This is a genomic window from Pedobacter sp. NO84 (assembly GCF_059703915.1).
In genome coordinates this window covers 2,895,146-2,912,092 of sequence record NZ_AP046575.1, presented here as the reverse complement: position 1 = coordinate 2,912,092, position 16,947 = coordinate 2,895,146, and the positions used below count along the sequence as shown (strand labels likewise).

18 protein-coding genes are annotated in these 16,947 nt (G+C 38.2%); 9 read left to right on the top strand and 9 right to left on the bottom strand.

Translation table 11 applies throughout. The features are described 5' to 3' along the window. The first annotated feature begins 15 nt into the window (after positions 1-15). Positions 16-2,799, top strand: coding sequence for a PAS domain S-box protein (locus AC6H0V_RS12730; protein WP_497560565.1), 2,784 nt, complete (start codon positions 16-18; stop codon positions 2,797-2,799). Positions 2,800-2,978: 179 nt separating this feature from the next. Here AC6H0V_RS12730 and AC6H0V_RS12725 read toward each other — a convergent pair whose 3' ends face one another. The 9 genes from AC6H0V_RS12725 to AC6H0V_RS12685 form a co-directional block, all read right to left on the bottom strand. Beyond that, positions 2,979-4,364 carry a hypothetical protein gene (locus AC6H0V_RS12725; protein WP_497560564.1) on the bottom strand — a complete coding sequence of 462 codons (1,386 nt, stop codon included), beginning with the start codon at positions 4,362-4,364 and terminating at the stop codon, positions 2,979-2,981. 2 nt (positions 4,365-4,366) lie between these two features. Continuing rightward, positions 4,367-5,065 (bottom strand): ComF family protein, encoded by a 699-nt coding sequence (locus AC6H0V_RS12720; RefSeq protein ID WP_497560563.1) that lies wholly within the window; start codon positions 5,063-5,065, stop codon positions 4,367-4,369. A 110-nt stretch (positions 5,066-5,175) separates the two neighbouring features. Further along, the gene (rlmN, locus tag AC6H0V_RS12715) at positions 5,176-6,252 is read right to left on the bottom strand and encodes a dual-specificity RNA methyltransferase RlmN (RefSeq protein ID WP_497560562.1); all 1,077 of its coding nucleotides are present in this window, start codon (positions 6,250-6,252) and stop codon (positions 5,176-5,178) included. Between the two features lie 2 nt (positions 6,253-6,254). Continuing rightward, a complete protein-coding gene (locus AC6H0V_RS12710; RefSeq protein ID WP_497560561.1) occupies positions 6,255-6,536 on the bottom strand; it encodes a Txe/YoeB family addiction module toxin in 282 nt (93 codons plus the stop codon). Beyond that, positions 6,512-6,715 (bottom strand): DUF2683 family protein, encoded by a 204-nt coding sequence (locus AC6H0V_RS12705; RefSeq protein ID WP_497560560.1) that lies wholly within the window; start codon positions 6,713-6,715, stop codon positions 6,512-6,514. The genes AC6H0V_RS12710 and AC6H0V_RS12705 overlap by 25 nt, the downstream gene beginning before the upstream one ends. Positions 6,716-6,855: 140 nt before the next feature. Beyond that, entirely contained in the window at positions 6,856-7,839 is a 984-nt protein-coding gene (rluF, locus tag AC6H0V_RS12700) for a 23S rRNA pseudouridine(2604) synthase RluF (RefSeq protein WP_497560559.1), read from the bottom strand. 113 nt (positions 7,840-7,952) lie between these two features. Then, complete coding sequence (locus AC6H0V_RS12695) at positions 7,953-8,450, bottom strand: DinB family protein (RefSeq protein ID WP_497560558.1); 498 nt, start codon at positions 8,448-8,450, stop codon at positions 7,953-7,955. 178 nt (positions 8,451-8,628) lie between these two features. Further along, positions 8,629-8,865 carry a helix-turn-helix transcriptional regulator gene (locus AC6H0V_RS12690; RefSeq protein ID WP_497560557.1) on the bottom strand — a complete coding sequence of 79 codons (237 nt, stop codon included), beginning with the start codon at positions 8,863-8,865 and terminating at the stop codon, positions 8,629-8,631. Further along, complete coding sequence (locus AC6H0V_RS12685; protein ID WP_497560556.1) at positions 8,849-9,316, bottom strand: helix-turn-helix transcriptional regulator; 468 nt, start codon at positions 9,314-9,316, stop codon at positions 8,849-8,851. Before AC6H0V_RS12685 ends, AC6H0V_RS12690 begins: the two co-directional genes overlap by 17 nt. 70 nt (positions 9,317-9,386) lie before the next feature. On the opposite strand from AC6H0V_RS12685, the gene AC6H0V_RS12680 reads away from it, so the two are divergent. From AC6H0V_RS12680 to lolB1, 8 genes are all read left to right on the top strand, one after another. After that, positions 9,387-10,556 carry an amidohydrolase family protein gene (locus AC6H0V_RS12680; protein ID WP_497560555.1) on the top strand — a complete coding sequence of 390 codons (1,170 nt, stop codon included), beginning with the start codon at positions 9,387-9,389 and terminating at the stop codon, positions 10,554-10,556. Between the two features lie 4 nt (positions 10,557-10,560). Continuing rightward, complete coding sequence (locus tag AC6H0V_RS12675; protein WP_497560554.1) at positions 10,561-11,508, top strand: NAD(P)H-dependent flavin oxidoreductase; 948 nt, start codon at positions 10,561-10,563, stop codon at positions 11,506-11,508. Between the two features lie 5 nt (positions 11,509-11,513). Then, on the top strand, positions 11,514-11,894 hold the full coding sequence (locus tag AC6H0V_RS12670) for a hypothetical protein (RefSeq protein WP_497560553.1): 381 nt from the start codon (positions 11,514-11,516) through the stop codon (positions 11,892-11,894). 72 nt (positions 11,895-11,966) lie between these two features. After that, complete coding sequence (locus AC6H0V_RS12665) at positions 11,967-12,251, top strand: acylphosphatase (protein WP_497560552.1); 285 nt, start codon at positions 11,967-11,969, stop codon at positions 12,249-12,251. A 15-nt stretch (positions 12,252-12,266) separates the two neighbouring features. Then, positions 12,267-13,838, top strand: a complete 1,572-nt coding sequence (locus tag AC6H0V_RS12660; RefSeq protein WP_497560551.1) for a lipopolysaccharide biosynthesis protein — start codon at positions 12,267-12,269, stop codon at positions 13,836-13,838. Beyond that, a complete protein-coding gene (gene dut, locus AC6H0V_RS12655; protein ID WP_497560550.1) occupies positions 13,828-14,259 on the top strand; it encodes a dUTP diphosphatase in 432 nt (143 codons plus the stop codon). The genes AC6H0V_RS12660 and dut overlap by 11 nt, the downstream gene beginning before the upstream one ends. Positions 14,260-14,457: 198 nt before the next feature. Beyond that, on the top strand, positions 14,458-16,155 hold the full coding sequence (locus tag AC6H0V_RS12650) for a tetratricopeptide repeat protein (protein WP_497560549.1): 1,698 nt from the start codon (positions 14,458-14,460) through the stop codon (positions 16,153-16,155). Then, the gene (gene lolB1, locus AC6H0V_RS12645; protein WP_497560548.1) at positions 16,133-16,933 is read left to right on the top strand and encodes a lipoprotein insertase outer membrane protein LolB1; all 801 of its coding nucleotides are present in this window, start codon (positions 16,133-16,135) and stop codon (positions 16,931-16,933) included. Before AC6H0V_RS12650 ends, lolB1 begins: the two co-directional genes overlap by 23 nt. Positions 16,934-16,947: the final 14 nt, after the last annotated feature.

Here is a 16,947-nt window from a genome sequence, read left to right as displayed (position 1 = left end):
GCATTTTTTTAAATTATGTTTACAAGCCCAACTCTCTCGCCTGAGCAAGAAGAACAACGCCTTTCGGCATTGTATTCTTACGATATTTTGGGAGAAGGGCTGGAGTATGAACTTGATAATTTAGTAAAATTGGCGGCACAGATTGCCAATGTTCCTATGGCCTATGTATCTTTCGTAGATAGAGAAGATATTATTCTAAAATCGGTAGTCGGGATTGCTGATGAATATAAAAAAGTACCCAGAAGTGTAACGGTTTGCCAATACACCATGATGTATGATCACATCTATGTGGTGCAAGATGTGTCTGCAGAACCGGAGTTGGCGAGCAATTCAATGCTCTCCCTAGGCAATGGAATAAAGTTCTATGCAAGTGCTCCACTAAAGGATGCTGAAGGATTTTCTTTAGGTTGTTTGGTATTATTAGATTGGAAACCAAGAAATCTGAGCAATCATCAACTAGAAGCGCTGGCAACACTGGCTGTTCAGGTAGTGGCACAATTGGCACTAAAAAGGAAAAATAGCCAGCTAGAGGCGCAAACGAAACGCTTCGATGAATTTATTGGAATTTTCACCGTTTCTCCAGAAATACATTGCATTTTAGATAGGGAAGGGGCCATCTTGTTCATTAATGATGCGGTTACCCCCATGCTTCAATACGAGGTTGATGAAGTAATCGGGCAAAGTATGTGGAAATACTGCTATAGCGAAGATGTTGTAAAAACTGTTGCTACTGTAGAAAAGGGCCTAAAAAACAAAGAAAAGCAATTTAGTATCGACTTTCGGTTGGTGAGTAAAACCGGGCAGGTGAAATGGATTGGTTGGGGAATGGTTGCCAAAGACAATAGATGGTATTGTTATGGAAGAGATATTACCGAAAGAAAAAAAGTTGAGTATGAGTTAACTAAGCTTTCATTTGTTGCCAGTAAGGTAAATAATGGCGTAGTTATTAATGATGCTCAAAATCATGTGACCTGGATTAATGAAGCATTTACAAAAATAACCGGGTTTACGCTAGAGGATTTGGAGGGCAAGCCATTGGGCGATCTCATTAGCGGTCCGGATACGGATTGGTCGCTGATTGAAAATGCCCGAGAGCTCACCAATCAGAAACAATCGTTTACAGTTGATATTTTAGCCTACCGAAAAGACAAGCAACAGATTTGGTTATCCATATACAATACGGTGGTACTTGGCGAAGACGGAAAGGTAGAGACCGAAGTAGAGATTATTATAGATATTACAGAAAAGAAAAAGGCTGAAGAAGAACTGCAGATTTTATCACTCGTTGCAAGCAAAACCAATACGGGTGTTACGATTACCAACGAAAAAGGAGAAATTACTTGGGTTAATGAAGCGTTAGAGGAACTGATAGGTTATCCTTTGGAGGAGCTCTCAGGTAGACTGTTGGGCGATCTATTGTCATCACAGGCAACTGATCAAAAAATAATTACCGAAGCAAGAAAAAAAGCGGCAAACAAACAGGCCTACAACATTGAGGTGTTGGCACATAAAAAAGATGGCACTCCGATTTGGCTCTCTGTAGCTAATACGCCCATCTTAAACGTGCAGGGACAGGTAGAAAGACAGGTTGAGTTAATTTATGACATTACACAACGTAAGCAGGTGGAGAAAGAAATGCTCGAATCCCGAGAACAGGCATTGCAATTAAGTGAAGCAAAAGAAATGTTCCTTTCGGTAATGAGCCATGAAATTAGAACGCCCTTAAATGCGGTAATTGGAATGACACACCTTCTTTTGGATAATAACCCAAAGACATCCCAAATAAACGACCTTAATATTTTAAAATTCTCTGGAGAAAATCTGCTTAACATCATCAATGATATTCTTGATTTTACCAAAATAGAAACAGGAAACCTGCAGTTGGAATCTAATCCATTTGATCTACATACCCTTTGTGTAGATATTATCAATTCTCTCCAGGTAAGTGCGGGTAAAAACGGCAATCAGCTTGTGCTCATTTATGATGATCGGATCCCAGAACCTTTATTAGGAGACAAAACACGCCTCTACCAGATCATTATTAACTTATTAGGAAATGCGCTTAAATTTACCACTAAAGGAAAAGTAGAACTGATCATTAAATTAAAACAGTTTACGGATAATGATGCTCAAATTTATTTTGAAGTTAAGGACACCGGGATAGGAATTCCAAAAGACAAACAATCGTACATTTTTGAGACATTTACCCAAGCCCGAACGGATATCTCTAGAAAGTACGGAGGTACTGGCCTCGGACTGGCAATAACAAAAAGACTGTTAAAACTATACCACTCGAACATAAAAGTGGAAAGTACAGAAGGAAAAGGGACGACCTTTTCATTCGCCATTAGATTTAATACACTTTCGAGCGCCTTTAAGCCTATACCTATTGCCCCAATCCCCAGTTTATTTACGGGAAAAAAGATCCTAGTAGTAGATGATAATGAAGTAAATATTTTAATTGCCAAGCGCTTTTTGAGCAAATGGGGATTAATTATAGATTTTGCATCCAATGGGGAGGAGGCGATCAATAAAATTGTAAACAATGGTTACGATTTAGTCTTTATGGATATTAGAATGCCAGGGATTGATGGCTTTGATGCCACAAGAATTATTCGTGAAATACCTGGGGATTATTATAAAAAACTTCCGATCATTGCTTTAACAGCCTCTACACTACATAACGAGAATCTGAAATTTAAGGAGTCGGGAATGGATGGACATATTTTAAAGCCATTTAATCCCGAAGAAATCAAAGCGGTTTTAGGCACTTATTTCGGAAAAGGGACCAAGGTCTAAAGCAAAGCACTTGCGAGGTTATTTAATTGAATAAACTTCCTTTTCGCTTCCCTTTAAGCTTAATGAAAAAGTAAAGGGCCGATAGTTCCAAAGAAATATCGACCCTTACCATCTAAATTAACGCTCTCGATATATAAACGTATTCGCCAGTTAAAATGTTTTAAAAAAAGTTTATTTTTTTAATTATTCTCATAACAGCCTATATCAGAAGGAAATAATCTTACTTTATTCTCAAGATCTTTAAAAAGAAAAGTTGAAAAATAGGCATCATTGGATAGGTTAAAGCCCTTGTTGATTGCTGGGCCGGGCTTATTTAATCTGAAGTTCCCTTTCTCTGGTTTTACAAATGAAGGGTCTACATTTAAAATGTTACCATTGTTATTGTATGTATTTAACAAAGTTTTAATGAGGTTGTTCTTAATCAGAGCATTTACGGTGGTTGTGGCAGATTTCTTATCAATTAAAAATTCCTCCATTAAATTGCCCCAAATAATGTTATTACAGAGATCAACATTTAAATTAGACGATTGTGTGCTGCTAATATAATCTGAAAGATAAACCGCTGCTGTTTTTCTGGCGAAATTTATGTTGTATCCAGCAAAGGTGTTTTGCTTGAGGTTGTAAGTACCCCCGCCGGCGCCATAGAGCAAATACTGACCGCAGTTAAAAAATAAGTTATTAAAGGCCGAAACTTCAGTTTGATAACCCAAAAGGCCCACAACTTCCATGTTTTTAATAATAGAATTGGTTAGAAGTAGCTTCGGATTGCTGTTTAGGGATAGTGAATCAACCGTTATCCCGGCTATGGCATTTTTAACTACCGCATAATTTAGCTGCGAGTTCTTGCTGTCTGGATAGAAATGGATCCCATTCCACTGCCCGGATTCATCGTTGTACAACTTTTCTAATCTATCGCTAGCGAACAAAATACTATCTGTTTTATTGCCTTTGGCGGTTAATGTACCCTTAATACTCATGGTAGAATTACCATGAAACAAGATTCGTGTACCCGGTTCGAGTGTAAGGATCACATCTTTAGCAACCGTTACAGATTTATAGATGAGATAGGGAAGCCGGCTGTTCCAAGTCGTATTCGCGCTGATGGTATTGTCTTTTATAAAAATAGCATTTTGACCATACGCCACCAAGGGAATGCTATGTTTTTTGCCATTGAAGTAAAATTGAACTGAATCCTCTACAATAAAAGGTAAATTTTGTGCTGTAGGATTAATATTGACCTTCACAAAAACATTGATAGAATCATTGCCATTAATTTTGAGGTTGGTTGCCTCTGGTGCTGCCAAACCATTAATATTTAGGCTAAATGCCGAAGTATTCCCCCCCGATAGTTTGATACTCTCGATATTAATTGCTTTTAAGTTAGGGTTAAAGATCTTCAATCTTCGGCTACTAGAACCTACCGAGGTAAACACGGTATCAAACAAGACACTGTCTGAAGAAAAATTTAGTTTTGCATTTGGATCGAATGTTAACTCCTCATCTTTATTGCACGAAGCCAATAAACCAAGTAAAATTATACAGAGAAGAAACAATTTTGATCCCATAATTATTCTGCAAAAGCTAAAGCTGCAATACTTAATTTTTTTATCCCCGAATCCAATAAGGCGTTTCCGCAAGCCTCTAATGTGGCACCTGTGGTAACTACATCATCTATCAATAGAACGTGTAGGTTTTCTAATTGTTTATGCTGATTGACATTAAAAATAGTCTGCATATTTTCAAAACGAATATACCGTGATTTTTTGGTTTGGCTATCCGTAATTTTAGTGCGCACCAAATGCGTTGTACTTACCTTAACACCTAATGCGTTAGCAACGCCTGTTGCTATATGTTCGCTCTGATTATACCCGCGTTGCTTTTCCTTTTTAGGGTGAAGTGGTACAGGTACTACAATATCAATGCCTTTAAACAGCTCACTTTTTTTAAGCCTTTCACCTAAAAGGATCCCCAATTTAACCCCAACTTCTGTTTTTCCTTTGTATTTTAAACTATGGATTAGATTCTGAACTTTGGTGCCCTTTTTGAAATAAAGCATCGCTGTTGCCGCCTGAAAAGGTAACCTGCCCCATAGCTGTTTAGCCACTCGATTATCTGCATAAAGATGATAATCGGTATAGGGAAGATCAAATAGACATTTGACACAGATTTCCTCTTCGCCGTTAACCAGGTTTGTGCCGCACGCATTGCATAGCACCGGAAAAAGCAGGCTAATCAAATCTGAGGCAAGGCGTGGTACGACTATCATATTCCAATTTAGGAAAATAAAAACTAAAAGTGGAATAAATACGTAAGATTGCTGTATTGTTAAATTGCTGAATTGCTAGGGTTAATTAAGTTAACCCGACTAACGACTTCCTATTGACTTCCGACTTCTCCTCCAGCTGTTTCCTTAACGGCCAATTGTCCGCATGCGGCATCAATATCTTTCCCTCGGCTACGCCTGATATTTGTATTAACACCATGGTTCCTCAGATAAGTAGCAAAGGCATCAATCTTATCGCCTTCTGCGTTTACGAAATCAGCAAATTGAATGGGGTTATATTCAATTAAATTAACCTTACAGGGAACATGTTTGCAAAATTTAACTAATTCTATAGCATCTTGGATCTCATCGTTAAAGTGGTTAAAAACGATGTATTCATAGGTAACCGGATTCTTGGTTTTTTGAAAATAATATTTCAGTGCTTCTGCCAAGGCCTTCAACGAATTATGTTCGGTAATGGGCATAATTTCATTGCGCTTTATATCATTGGCCGCATGAAGAGAAAGTGCCAGATTAAATTTTGCGCCATCATCGCCCAATTTTTTAATCATTTTTGCGATGCCAGCTGTAGACACGGTAATTCGTTTGTACGACATGTTTAAGCCATCTGGGGCAGTGATCCGCTCTATAGATTTTAACACATTGGCATAGTTAAGCAAGGGCTCGCCCATGCCCATATACACGATATTAGTAAGTGGAATATTGTAATTCTTCTTTGCCTGCTGATCGATCAACACCACCTGATCATAAATTTCATCCGCATTGAGGTTCCGTTTGCGATCCATATAACCTGTGGCGCAGAACTTACACGTTAAACTACAGCCCACTTGCGAACTTACGCAGGCTGTCATTCGTTCTTCTGTTGGGATCAGAACCCCTTCAACTATGTTGCCATCGTATAATCGAAAAGCATTTTTGATGGTATGGTCATTACTAAATTGGGCATTGTTTATTTCAACAACGTTGATGGCATAATTTTCGCCCAATTTTAATCGTAAATCTTTTGATAAATTGCTCATCTCATCAAAGCTACGGGCAGATTTTTCCCAAAGCCATTGATACACTTGCTTTGCACGATAGGCAGGTTCTTTCATCTCCACAAAATGTTGTTGTAAAGCTTGCAGATCCAATGAACGGATGTCGATTTTTTTAATTTGAAGTGTTGACATGATTATTTATCTGTATAATGTCCCATAGCAGAAATAATGAACACGATTACGGTGTCTTCTTCAACTTTATAGATTAGGCGATCTTTTTGATTGATTTTTCTAGACCAAAAACCTGTTAATTCGTATTTTAACGGCTCAGGATTTCCTATTCCAGTATATGGGGTTTCGGTTAGCTCAACAAGTATTTTTTCGATTTTTTTTATACTTGCCCTATTTCCAGATTTAAAATGCTTTTTGAAATGTTCTTCGGCTAGCTCCTCTATTTTAAGTTTAAACTTCCCCATATATCGTTTGCATCAACCGTCTTGTAATTTGCTCGCTTTTCTGCTTTTTTAATCTTTGCCACAAATTCGGGATTATATGGGCTTTTTTCGCTTTCAACATTTATTTTTAATGCCTTCGCAATAGCTTTAAGTGCATTTAATTGCTCTTTATTTACGGGGTGCATAATTAATGTTTCCATCGCCTTATTTGTTAATAACTTTATACAAAGATAAGAAAAAAGGTTTGAAGGTGGTAAAAACATATTGCACGCAATAATTTCCTTCTTCAACCTATACATCAATAAGAAATTGATTACAGGGGAGCTAGCATGTAACGCAACTATTTCCTTTTCGGACTTCGAACTTTCGCACCTGCAGTACCTTGTTTACCATTTGACGGGCGGGTGGGTCGCTTGCTAGGTCCATTGTTCTTAAACCAATCGTTTGTATTGCTGCTTGCACTGCTTCTTGAAGGTCCACCACCTTTACGTTCCTCTTTTGCCTTTGGAGCAAAGGATTTGCTTTTCGAAAAACGTTGTGCAGGTTTTTCTTCTTTTTCTGGGCCTGCTTTTTTGGTCGTTCTTTTTGGTGCTGCGGGCTTTTCTGAACTAGATTTGGCTACTAATTTAAATATCTCCGTTTGTTCCTGCTCTGTTAATTCTCTCCAATCTCCAATGGCTAAACCTTTGAGCGTAATGTTCATAATCCGGGTTCTCTCCAACTTGGTAACTTCAAAGCCAAAATGTTCACACATCCTACGAATTTGTCTGTTTAAACCTTGGATCAATGTAATCTTAAATACAAAAGGACTTTCTTTAATAACCTTACATTTTTTGGTCATTACGCCTAAAACAGGAACACCCTTCGCCATCCCTTCAATAAATTGATCTGTTAAAGGTTTATTTACCGTAACGATATATTCCTTTTCATGATTGTTGCCTGCCCTTAGAATCTTATTAACCAGATCTCCATTATTGGTTAAAAAAATCAAACCTTGCGAATCCTTGTCTAATCGCCCGATGGGGAAGACGCGTTCGCTATGGTTTACATGATCTACAATATTGCCTTTTACATTTGCTTCAGTGGTACTGGTAATCCCTACCGGTTTATTATAAGCTAAAAGAATCGAATTCTCGGCCAGTTTAGGTTCTATTGAATTCCCATTTACATTTACCAGATCGCCAAAAAACACTTTGTCTCCCACTTTAGCTTTGCGGCCATTAATAAAAACCTGACCTTGCTCTATATACCTATCTGCAGCTCTCCTAGAGCATAGTCCGCTTTCGCTAATGTATTTATTTAATCGTGTTGTAGAATCGGTCATTGGGGTAGAATGTGTAATTGAATTACAAAGGTAAGATAAAAACACATTAAAAGATAAGCGATTAGCGCAAGGCGCATAGCGAGCTAGGCCAACGCCATGCGCTCACCGCCATGCTAAAACGTCGCGTCATCAGCACTAGGCCCATAACTTCCGGGAATAGGAATATTCAATAAACGTAAATACACACCAAGCTGCGCTCTGTGGTGGATAGTTTGGCTAAAAGAGTGCCTAACAATTTCATATTTGCTCATATCGGCATGGACGGTATCTGCGGTACGTAAAATCCATCTTCCAATTAAATCTTCTTCTCTTGCATTGATTAAACTATTTTGGCCCGATCGGTAGCTTTTTTCAAATAAAGCTAACAAATCAGCATTGCTCTCGATTGAAGTAGGTTCGTAGGGTGCGGTTGCAAAATCCAACTCGTCGGTATCAAATCCCAGTGTTACCCAACTTGGCAGTTCGGCGATATGGGTAGACAAGGCGCCCATTTTCATGCTTTTCTCATGCGGCGCCCAATCTAACCTGTCCATGGGTACAAGCGCTAACATCTTTCTTGTTGTTTGAGCCTCTTGTTCAAACTCTTTTAATACTAATTCTAAAATTTTCATAATTTTTCTTTGTTTTCGTTAATTTTTGGTAAAACAGCTTTACGTTTCACCAGTCACACAAAGAAAAGTAAGGGCACTGACAACCCTATGGCAGTGCCAAAAAAATTATGTGTTTGCCCCGAAGGGCTCCCTTTGGGAGAATTGTAAATTTGGAATGCGCTATGCCCCATGCCCCATGCTAATAGTTCACTGGTAGCAGTTTCATATAATCGCTCACCTGCATATGATCTGTTTTTCTGAAGCTTCTTTCGGTACAGATCGCCTTAATTAGATTGTTGAGTTTGAAATCACGATAATCGTTTCGCAAGTGGCACCAGCCGATGAGGTGCCAACTAAAAGCGTAAAAGATGAGGCCAATCGGTTCAACTTCACGGGTGCTGATCTGCTCTTTGTTGTCTCTATAGGTTATTTCCAATGCATTTGGCAGATATTGCATTTTGTAGTACTGAAAGGTATTCGAAGTCGTTCTTTAGGCGTTCGGGCAGTTGTAGTTTAATGTTTTCATTAAGTGATTCCAGCTTTTCCTTTTGGGAAGTTTTTAATACAGCTTTGACCTTGTTTAATGCCGTAGTATAGTGCTGCGTAATTGATTTATCAGCAAAGCCTTCTAAGAACCTTTCCATCAAAAGTAAGGCATTGGCCTCGTCTGAGTTGAAAGAAATAGGTGGCAAAAAATAGCCCTGTACAATAAAATAGCCTTTATTAGGCTCAAAACTTAATGGAATTCCCTGCTCTCCTAAGGCTTTCATATCCCGGTAAACCGTACGCACGCTTATATTAAACTGCGTAGATATCTTCTCAGCCGTTACATATCTTTTCGATTGTAAAAGCACTAGAATTCCGAAAAGTCTATCGATGCGGTTCATTAAATGAGGGCTGATAAGGTCATGATAATATCGGATTGGCAAATTAGCTAATTATGACTTAATTTGTGATATGGTTAGATATATTTCTGCTGATTTCATTTACCCCATAACTGCAGCTCCAATAAGAGAGGGGGTGATAGGAGTAAACCCGGATGGGAGCATCAACGTTGTGCTCACATCCAGCGAAGCTGAAAATCAGGAAATAGAACATATTGAGAGGTACAACGGCGTTTTAGTGCCGGGCTTTATCAATACGCACTGCCATTTGGAACTTTCCCATCTAGAAAATAAGATTTCGGAGAAAACTGGTTTAACAGGCTTTATTAGGGAAATTTTATCCATCCGGGATCAACCATCCGATAAAATTATAGCAGCAATGCAGCGGGCGGATCATCAAATGTATGCCAATGGCATTGTAGCCGTAGGCGATATTTCAAATCAAGTAATCTCTAAAACTGTAAAACTCGAAAGTAAGATCTATTATCACACGTTTGTGGAAGTATTTGGCTTTAATGGTCCCGCCGCGGAGACCGTCGCAAAAGGAAGGGTGATTAAAAATGATTTCGCTCCGTTAAAGGCATCTATCGTACCTCACGCACCCTATTCGGTCTCTTCGGACTTATTTAATGAGATTAGTAAACTTACCACCGAAACTGATATTTTGAGCATTCATAACCAAGAAACCGTTGGAGAAAATGAATTGTTCGAATCGGGTACGGGGGCATTTTCAGATTTCTTTACAGCCATGGGTATTGCACAGAGTGATGCCCATAATTCTAAAAAAAATGCGCTTAATTATCACCTTCCGCAATTGCCCAAAACGATAAATACACTTTTAGTGCACAATACTTTTAGCCATAAGGCTGATTTGGATTTTGCAAGGCAGCAGCATCAAAAATTATATTGGTGCCTTTGTCCGAATGCCAATTTATACATCGAAGATAGCTTGCCAGATGTAATGCTTTTTAGAGACGAAAAGCTAAAGATTACCCTTGGTACGGATAGTTTGGCCAGTAATCATCAGCTTAATATTTTGGCTGAGATGAAGACATTACAGGACCACAAGCAAATTCCCTTCGAAGAATCCATAAAATGGGCAACATTAAATGGGGCCGAATTTTTAGGAATAGATTCGCAATTTGGTAGTTTCGAAATCGGTAAAAAGCCAGGGATTAATCTGATCAAATTGGATGAAAATGGAAGTATTGAGGATGAAACCCAAATAAAACGCTTATTTTAACTGAATGACTAATCCAATTACCCAACTTTTTAATATTAAGTATCCGATTATTCAGGCCGGAATGGTGTGGTGCAGTGGGTGGAGGTTAGCTTCTGCGGTTTCTAATGCCGGCGGATTGGGCATTATTGGGGCCGGATCCATGTACCCAGACGTGCTAAGATCGCATATCCAGAAATGCAAAAAGTCTACTTCTGCATCTTTTGCTGTAAATGTACCCTTACTTTATCCGAACGTGAAAGAGATTATGAATATCCTGGTACAGGAAAAAGTAAAGATTGTATTCACATCAGCAGGCAATCCTGCCACATGGACATCCTTTTTAAAAGAGAATGGAATTACCGTGGTTCATGTAATTGCCAATACCAAGTTTGCCCTAAAAGCACAGGAATGTGGTGTTGATGCAATCGTAGCAGAAGGTTTCGAAGCTGGTGGACACAATGGTAGGGAAGAAACTACCACTTTATGTCTTATTCCGATGATTAAAGCTACTGTAACCATCCCGATAATTGCCGCGGGTGGCATAGCGAGTGGCAAAGCAATGCTGGCTGCCTTCGCTCTAGGAGCCGATGGGGTTCAAATTGGGTCGGCATTTGCAGTGGCCGAAGAATCCTCAGCGCATCCAAATTTTAAAGATCGGATCATCCATGCTTTAGAGGGAGATACCAAACTAAGAATGAAAAAACTGGTACCTGTACGGCTTCTTAAAAATGAATTTGCAGATGCAGTTGCCCAAGCAGAGGCTGATGGCGCAAATGCGGCAACATTAGTAGAATTGTTGGGGAGAGCAAGGGCAAAATTAGGTATGTTTGAAGGCGATATGCAGCAAGGTGAACTAGAAATTGGGCAGATCTCAGCTATGCTGAATGAAATTAAACCCGCAGCCCTTATCTTACAGGAAATTTGGAATGAGTTTATCAAAACAAAAGAAATAATTAAAGCATTACCTATCTGATAAGAATGAACACAAAATTTTTAATGTCGATGAGTGCCTTAACTTTAGGTTTTATGGGTATTCTTTTTACTTTTTTGCCCAATGAACTATTGATGATGATGGGGCTCGACTGGGTAAAATTCCTTTCATTGTTTGTCCAGCTCCTTGGTGCATTATATTTGGGTTTTGCATTTTTAAACTGGACTGCCAGAGCAAATCTGATTGGCGGTATTTATAGCAAACCTGTAGCAATTGCAAATTTTGCTCATTATATGATCGGAGGTTTGGCAATCCTCAAATATCTACTTTCGCACCATGAAATGTTATTTATTTTACTCCTTCCACTGCTGATCTATGCGATATTTACATTCTGTTTTGCCAAAGTGGCTTTTACAAGTCCGGTTTAAAGGTTCATTTCAAACATTCTAATTTTACAACTCCGATGGCTATCGGACCAACTTCAAAAACATCAATTCTCAATGAAACACATCAACATTAAAATTACAGGCAAGGTACAGGGCGTATTTTTTAGGGCAAGCACAAAAGCTGTAGCAGACCAGATGGGGATTAAAGGCCTTGTTAAAAATGAAAAGGACGGGTCGGTGTATGTAGAAGCAGAGGGCGATGAATCAACTCTGTCGATGTTCATTGATTGGTGCAAGGAAGGGCCCGAAAAAGCAAAGGTAGAAAATGTGGAGGTTGTAGATGGAGAATCTAAAAATTATCGCAACTTTGAAGTTGTTAAAAAGAACTTGCTTTGGTAACCCAAAAAAATCTAATTGTTAAATTGTTGGATTGCTATATTGTTGATGACCCATCGCACTACGCAATACGAATATCGCGATACGCAAATGTCTGTATATAAAAAATTCGCTGGTCAGACCCTTGTGTATGGTTTAAGTACCATTTTTTCAAGGTTGTTTAACTTCATTTTAACCCCAATTTATACGAGGGTTTATGTAGAAGGCGTTTATGGTATTTTCACAAAAATGTTTAGTTATGCCTCTATTATCACTCCGATTTTGGCATTTGGGATGGAAACTACTTTTTTCAGGTATCTCAATAAGCACGAAGATAAAAAGCAGGAAATATACAATACCAGTTTTTTGGTTATTGGTTTTATATCCATATTGTTCTTACTTACCGGACTGGCCTTTACAGACAATTTTGCAAGATTTACATTAGGTAGCGATGCTTTGGCGAGTTTTGCCGATCAAAAGAAATATGTTCAGTACCTCATTTGGATCTTATTTATAGACGCAATTTGCATAATCCCATTTGCTAAGCTAAGAGCTGATGGGAAACCTTTTAAATACAGCTTGATCAAATTTGTAAATATTGGGGTCTTTGTAGCGCTAAACCTTGTTTTTATTTATGTAATCCCTTCAACTATAAAAACTAGTGGTTTAGGCCACGAATGGTTAGCTGGATGGTTTAAGCATAATTGGGTAGGGTATGTTTTTGTATCAAATCTTATTGCGAGCATAGTTACGTTACTAATGCTGCTTCCAGAGTTCTTAGCGCTTCAGTTAAAGTTTGATCGCCCCTTGTTTATCAAGATGTTTGGTTATAGTTGGCCAATTTTGGCTGCCAACCTTTCATTTATTATCAATGAAAATCTGGATAAAATTTTATTGAGCAAATACCTTCCTGAAAACATTGCCGATCATGAAACCGGAATTTATGGGGCAGTTTGTAAATTGGCCATATTTATAAGTATTTTCAATACAGCTTTTAGATTAGGGGCAGAGCCTTTCTTTTTCGGACACGCTAAAAACGAAAATGCAAAAACTACCTATGCCAATATATTAAACTATTTTGTGTTGGCACTGGCTATTCTTTTTGTAGGCCTTATTGCAAATATCGACCTGTTAAAGCACTTTATCGATGCCAAATATTGGGTAGGTCTGCCTGCAGTACCTCTTCTGCTGTTTGGATATGTGTGTTTGGGCATCTATATGAATTTATCGGTATGGTACCGATTGTCTGACCAAACACGTTATGGTTTATACATATCTATGATAGGGGCCATCTTTACAATAGTGATGAATATTGTCTTAATTCCAAAATACAGCTATATGGCCTCTGCTTGGGTAAGTATGATGGCTTATTTAATCATTATGATCATCTCTTACTGTTTAGGTCAAAAATTCTATCCAATTCCATATAATCTTAAAAGAATGATTGCTTATTTGGGCGTTGCAATTATGTTGGTATATCTATCATTTTATATATTTGAACAGAATATTTTTATTGGTAATGGCCTGTTTATTTTATTTTTAACAGGTATTTATTTTATGGAAAAGGATAACATCAAAAGCATACTCTCCACCACGCAGCATGAAAATTAATATTATTAATCACTCCAATCATCCACTTCCAGCCTATGAAACAGCGCATGCTGCCGGTATGGACCTAAGAGCATTCACTCCGGAAGAAATCGTGATTAAACCTTTGCAACGTCTTTTGGTTCCAACAGGTTTACACATCGAATTACCCATCGGGTATGAAGCACAGATTAGACCACGGAGCGGATTGGCCTATAAACATGGAATTGGAATTGTGAATTCTCCCGGAACAATTGATGCCGATTATAGAGGTGAGATCAAAGTGTTATTGGTTAATCTTTCTGAAGTTGATTTTGTAATTAATAACGGAGATCGAATTGCTCAAATGGTGATCGCCAAGCATGAAACCATTAGCTGGGAAAGTGTAGCCGCATTAAGCGATACTGATCGTGGTTCTGGAGGATATGGGCATACGGGGAAGTGAGTTGGGAGTAATGGAAATTGGAAGATGGAAGATGGAAGATGGAAAAATTTGGACAAACAATTAACAAATCGGTGTAATCTTCTAATCGGTGTAATCATCCGCGAAGCGAAAGGTTAGAAGGTTGGAAAAATGCATATACAAGTTTACTAAAATCGGTGAAATCATCTTTAATCAGTGAAATCATCCGCAAAGCGTAATATGAAGTTTAAAATAATCCTACTTTTATTTATTTGCTGCCATACTTTACTGTATGGACAAGACCCGCCTTTGCCGGCTGGGATGGAGAATAATGCCATAAAGGAACTCTTTTTTGCAGGCCTTAAAGAAAAAATGGCCGAAAACTATACCAATGCGAACGCTAATTTTACTAAAATTATCGCCATTGATCCAAAAAATGCTGCAGCTTATTTTGAGTTGGCGACTTTAAATTTCCGTCAGAATAAACTTCTAGAGGCAGAAACCTTTGTAAAAAAAGCAATCAGCTTAGATGCAGCTAACAGCTGGTACCTTAAGTTACAAGCAGAAATTTATAAGCGCAATGGAAATATGGAAGCCTTGGTTGTTGTTTTTACACAGCTTATCCAGCTTGCCCCAGAAAGTATTGATCTGTATTTCGACAGGGCCAATGCCTACCTCATTGCCGGTAAAACCGAAGAAGCTCAAAATGCTTATGAGGTGATAGAAAAGAAGTTTGGTCCATCAAGCGAGTTAACCCTTGCCAAACAGCGGATAACGGTTCAGAGCGGAACTGTTCCAACTAATGAGGCAATAAATAAACTGCTGACCGATAATCCGGCAGATGTAAAAAACTACCTCTACTTAAGTGGTGTTTTGCTAGAGAAAAACAAAAAAGATGAAGCTTTAGCTTTGCTGCAAAAGGCCAAAACCATTGAACCAGAAAATTTTGAAATAGATTTGGCAATGGCCGATATCTATCAAACAGAAAAAAACAATGAACTGGCTATAGGTCCCCTCAAAACCGCTTTTGCAAACGTAAATATGCCTGTAGCTAGCAAGATTAAGATTGTTAGCCAAATGTTGCCAAGATTCAATAATCCATTGGTGGTTAAAGATGCGACAGATCTAACGCAAATTGCAGTTAAAACGCATCCCAACGATCCTAAATTAATGGCCTTATACGGCGACGTTTTATATCAACAGGGTAATCTCAATTTGGCAAAAGAAAACTATCAGCAAGCGCTTAAAATATCAGACCAACTCTATCCCGCTTGGGAAAAGTTATTGGGGATTCAAACTTTACTTGGACAATATACCGATGCCATTAAAACAGGTGAAGATGCCATTTCGATCTACCCCAATCAAGCAATTTTATACTATTATCGAGCTTTTGCTTTGCATAGAAATGGTCAGAATGCAGAATCGGGTATCGAAATCAAATCAGCTTTGCAGTTAGATGGGGATGATAATAATTTAAAGGCAATGATATTTGCACTTCAGGCAGAAGTTTTTATTGATCAAGAAAAACTAAAAGAAGCAGATCTTGCATTTGATAAAGCCATTGCATTAGCCCCAGATAATTATTTAACCCTAAGCAATTATGCCTATTATTTGGCGTTAAGAAATCAGAATTTGAGCAAAGCCGAAACACTCGCTTCAAAAGCGGCTATTGCAATGCCCAAAAACGCTTCTGTACTTGACACCTATGCCATTGTTCTTTTCAAATTGGGCAAATATGATCTGGCGCAGAACTTTATACAGAAAGCTTTACAAAACAATGAGGCTTCAAATCCCGTTTACTTGGAGCACTATGGCGATATCCTTTTCTTGAAAGGGGATAAAGATGCTGCGGTAGTGCAATGGCAAAAAGCCAAACAAGCCGGAAATGATTCCGAAAAACTTAATAAAAAAATCAATGAAAAGAAGTACATTAAATAGCTTTCTGATAGTTGCATGCCTGTTGTTTAGCGTAGGCTGCAGACCTAAAAAAGTGATCGTAACCACTCCTCCAGTTTCAGGGAGTCAGGAAAGCAGTGTAGTTAAAGTAGACGAGAAGCCTCAAAATCTTCAGCTCCTAAAAAGTAAAGACCTATCTTTTAATACCTTGTCTCTAAAGGGTAAAGCCAATTTAAATGTCAATGGTGATGAAAATAATGTAACCATGAACATCAGGATCCAAAAAGATAAAAAGATATGGGTAAGTGTAACTGGTATTGCTGGTATCGAGGGAGCTAGAGCCGTAATTACTCCAGATAGCCTCTTGCTGCTAAATAGGCTACAAAAAACATATACCAAAAAACCTTTTAGTTATATCTACGGATTTACGAACAAGCAAATTAATTTCAGCCTTTTGCAAGCCGTAATTTCTGGCAATACCATAGGTGATTTTATGAACGAAAAATCAGCTTTGGTACAAGAAAATGGAGTTTGGGTGCTAAGCGGTACAGCTGGCGATTTAGCTTATCGCAGTGTATTTAACACCTTGTTAAAAATAACGGAAACCACATTGAACGATGCGAAATCTGCCCAAGCGTTTAAAGTTAATTATGGCGATTACATCTCCGTTAACAATGCTCTTTTTCCGTCAAATCTAAAAATCAGCTCTATGTCTGGAGCAAAATCAATTAAGATCGATATTGAGTTTGTAAAGATAGAAAGCAATGTCCCGGTTGATTTTCCGTTTTCAGTTCCTAAAAATTTCGAGGTAATCAACTAAAATTTTATATTTTT

Coding starts and splice junctions, on each gene's coding strand:
- AC6H0V_RS12730 (WP_497560565.1), top strand. CDS start 16: ATGTTTACAAGCCCAACTCTCTCGCCTGAGCAAGAAGAACAACGCCTT.
- AC6H0V_RS12725 (WP_497560564.1), bottom strand. CDS start 4,364: ATGGGATCAAAATTGTTTCTTCTCTGTATAATTTTACTTGGTTTATTG.
- AC6H0V_RS12720 (WP_497560563.1), bottom strand. CDS start 5,065: ATGATAGTCGTACCACGCCTTGCCTCAGATTTGATTAGCCTGCTTTTT.
- rlmN (WP_497560562.1), bottom strand. CDS start 6,252: ATGTCAACACTTCAAATTAAAAAAATCGACATCCGTTCATTGGATCTG.
- AC6H0V_RS12710 (WP_497560561.1), bottom strand. CDS start 6,536: ATGGGGAAGTTTAAACTTAAAATAGAGGAGCTAGCCGAAGAACATTTC.
- AC6H0V_RS12705 (WP_497560560.1), bottom strand. CDS start 6,715: ATGGAAACATTAATTATGCACCCCGTAAATAAAGAGCAATTAAATGCA.
- rluF (WP_497560559.1), bottom strand. CDS start 7,839: ATGACCGATTCTACAACACGATTAAATAAATACATTAGCGAAAGCGGA.
- AC6H0V_RS12695 (WP_497560558.1), bottom strand. CDS start 8,450: ATGAAAATTTTAGAATTAGTATTAAAAGAGTTTGAACAAGAGGCTCAA.
- AC6H0V_RS12685 (WP_497560556.1), bottom strand. CDS start 9,316: ATGAACCGCATCGATAGACTTTTCGGAATTCTAGTGCTTTTACAATCG.
- AC6H0V_RS12680 (WP_497560555.1), top strand. CDS start 9,387: ATGGTTAGATATATTTCTGCTGATTTCATTTACCCCATAACTGCAGCT.
- AC6H0V_RS12675 (WP_497560554.1), top strand. CDS start 10,561: ATGACTAATCCAATTACCCAACTTTTTAATATTAAGTATCCGATTATT.
- AC6H0V_RS12670 (WP_497560553.1), top strand. CDS start 11,514: ATGAACACAAAATTTTTAATGTCGATGAGTGCCTTAACTTTAGGTTTT.
- AC6H0V_RS12665 (WP_497560552.1), top strand. CDS start 11,967: ATGAAACACATCAACATTAAAATTACAGGCAAGGTACAGGGCGTATTT.
- dut (WP_497560550.1), top strand. CDS start 13,828: ATGAAAATTAATATTATTAATCACTCCAATCATCCACTTCCAGCCTAT.
- AC6H0V_RS12650 (WP_497560549.1), top strand. CDS start 14,458: ATGAAGTTTAAAATAATCCTACTTTTATTTATTTGCTGCCATACTTTA.
- lolB1 (WP_497560548.1), top strand. CDS start 16,133: ATGAAAAGAAGTACATTAAATAGCTTTCTGATAGTTGCATGCCTGTTG.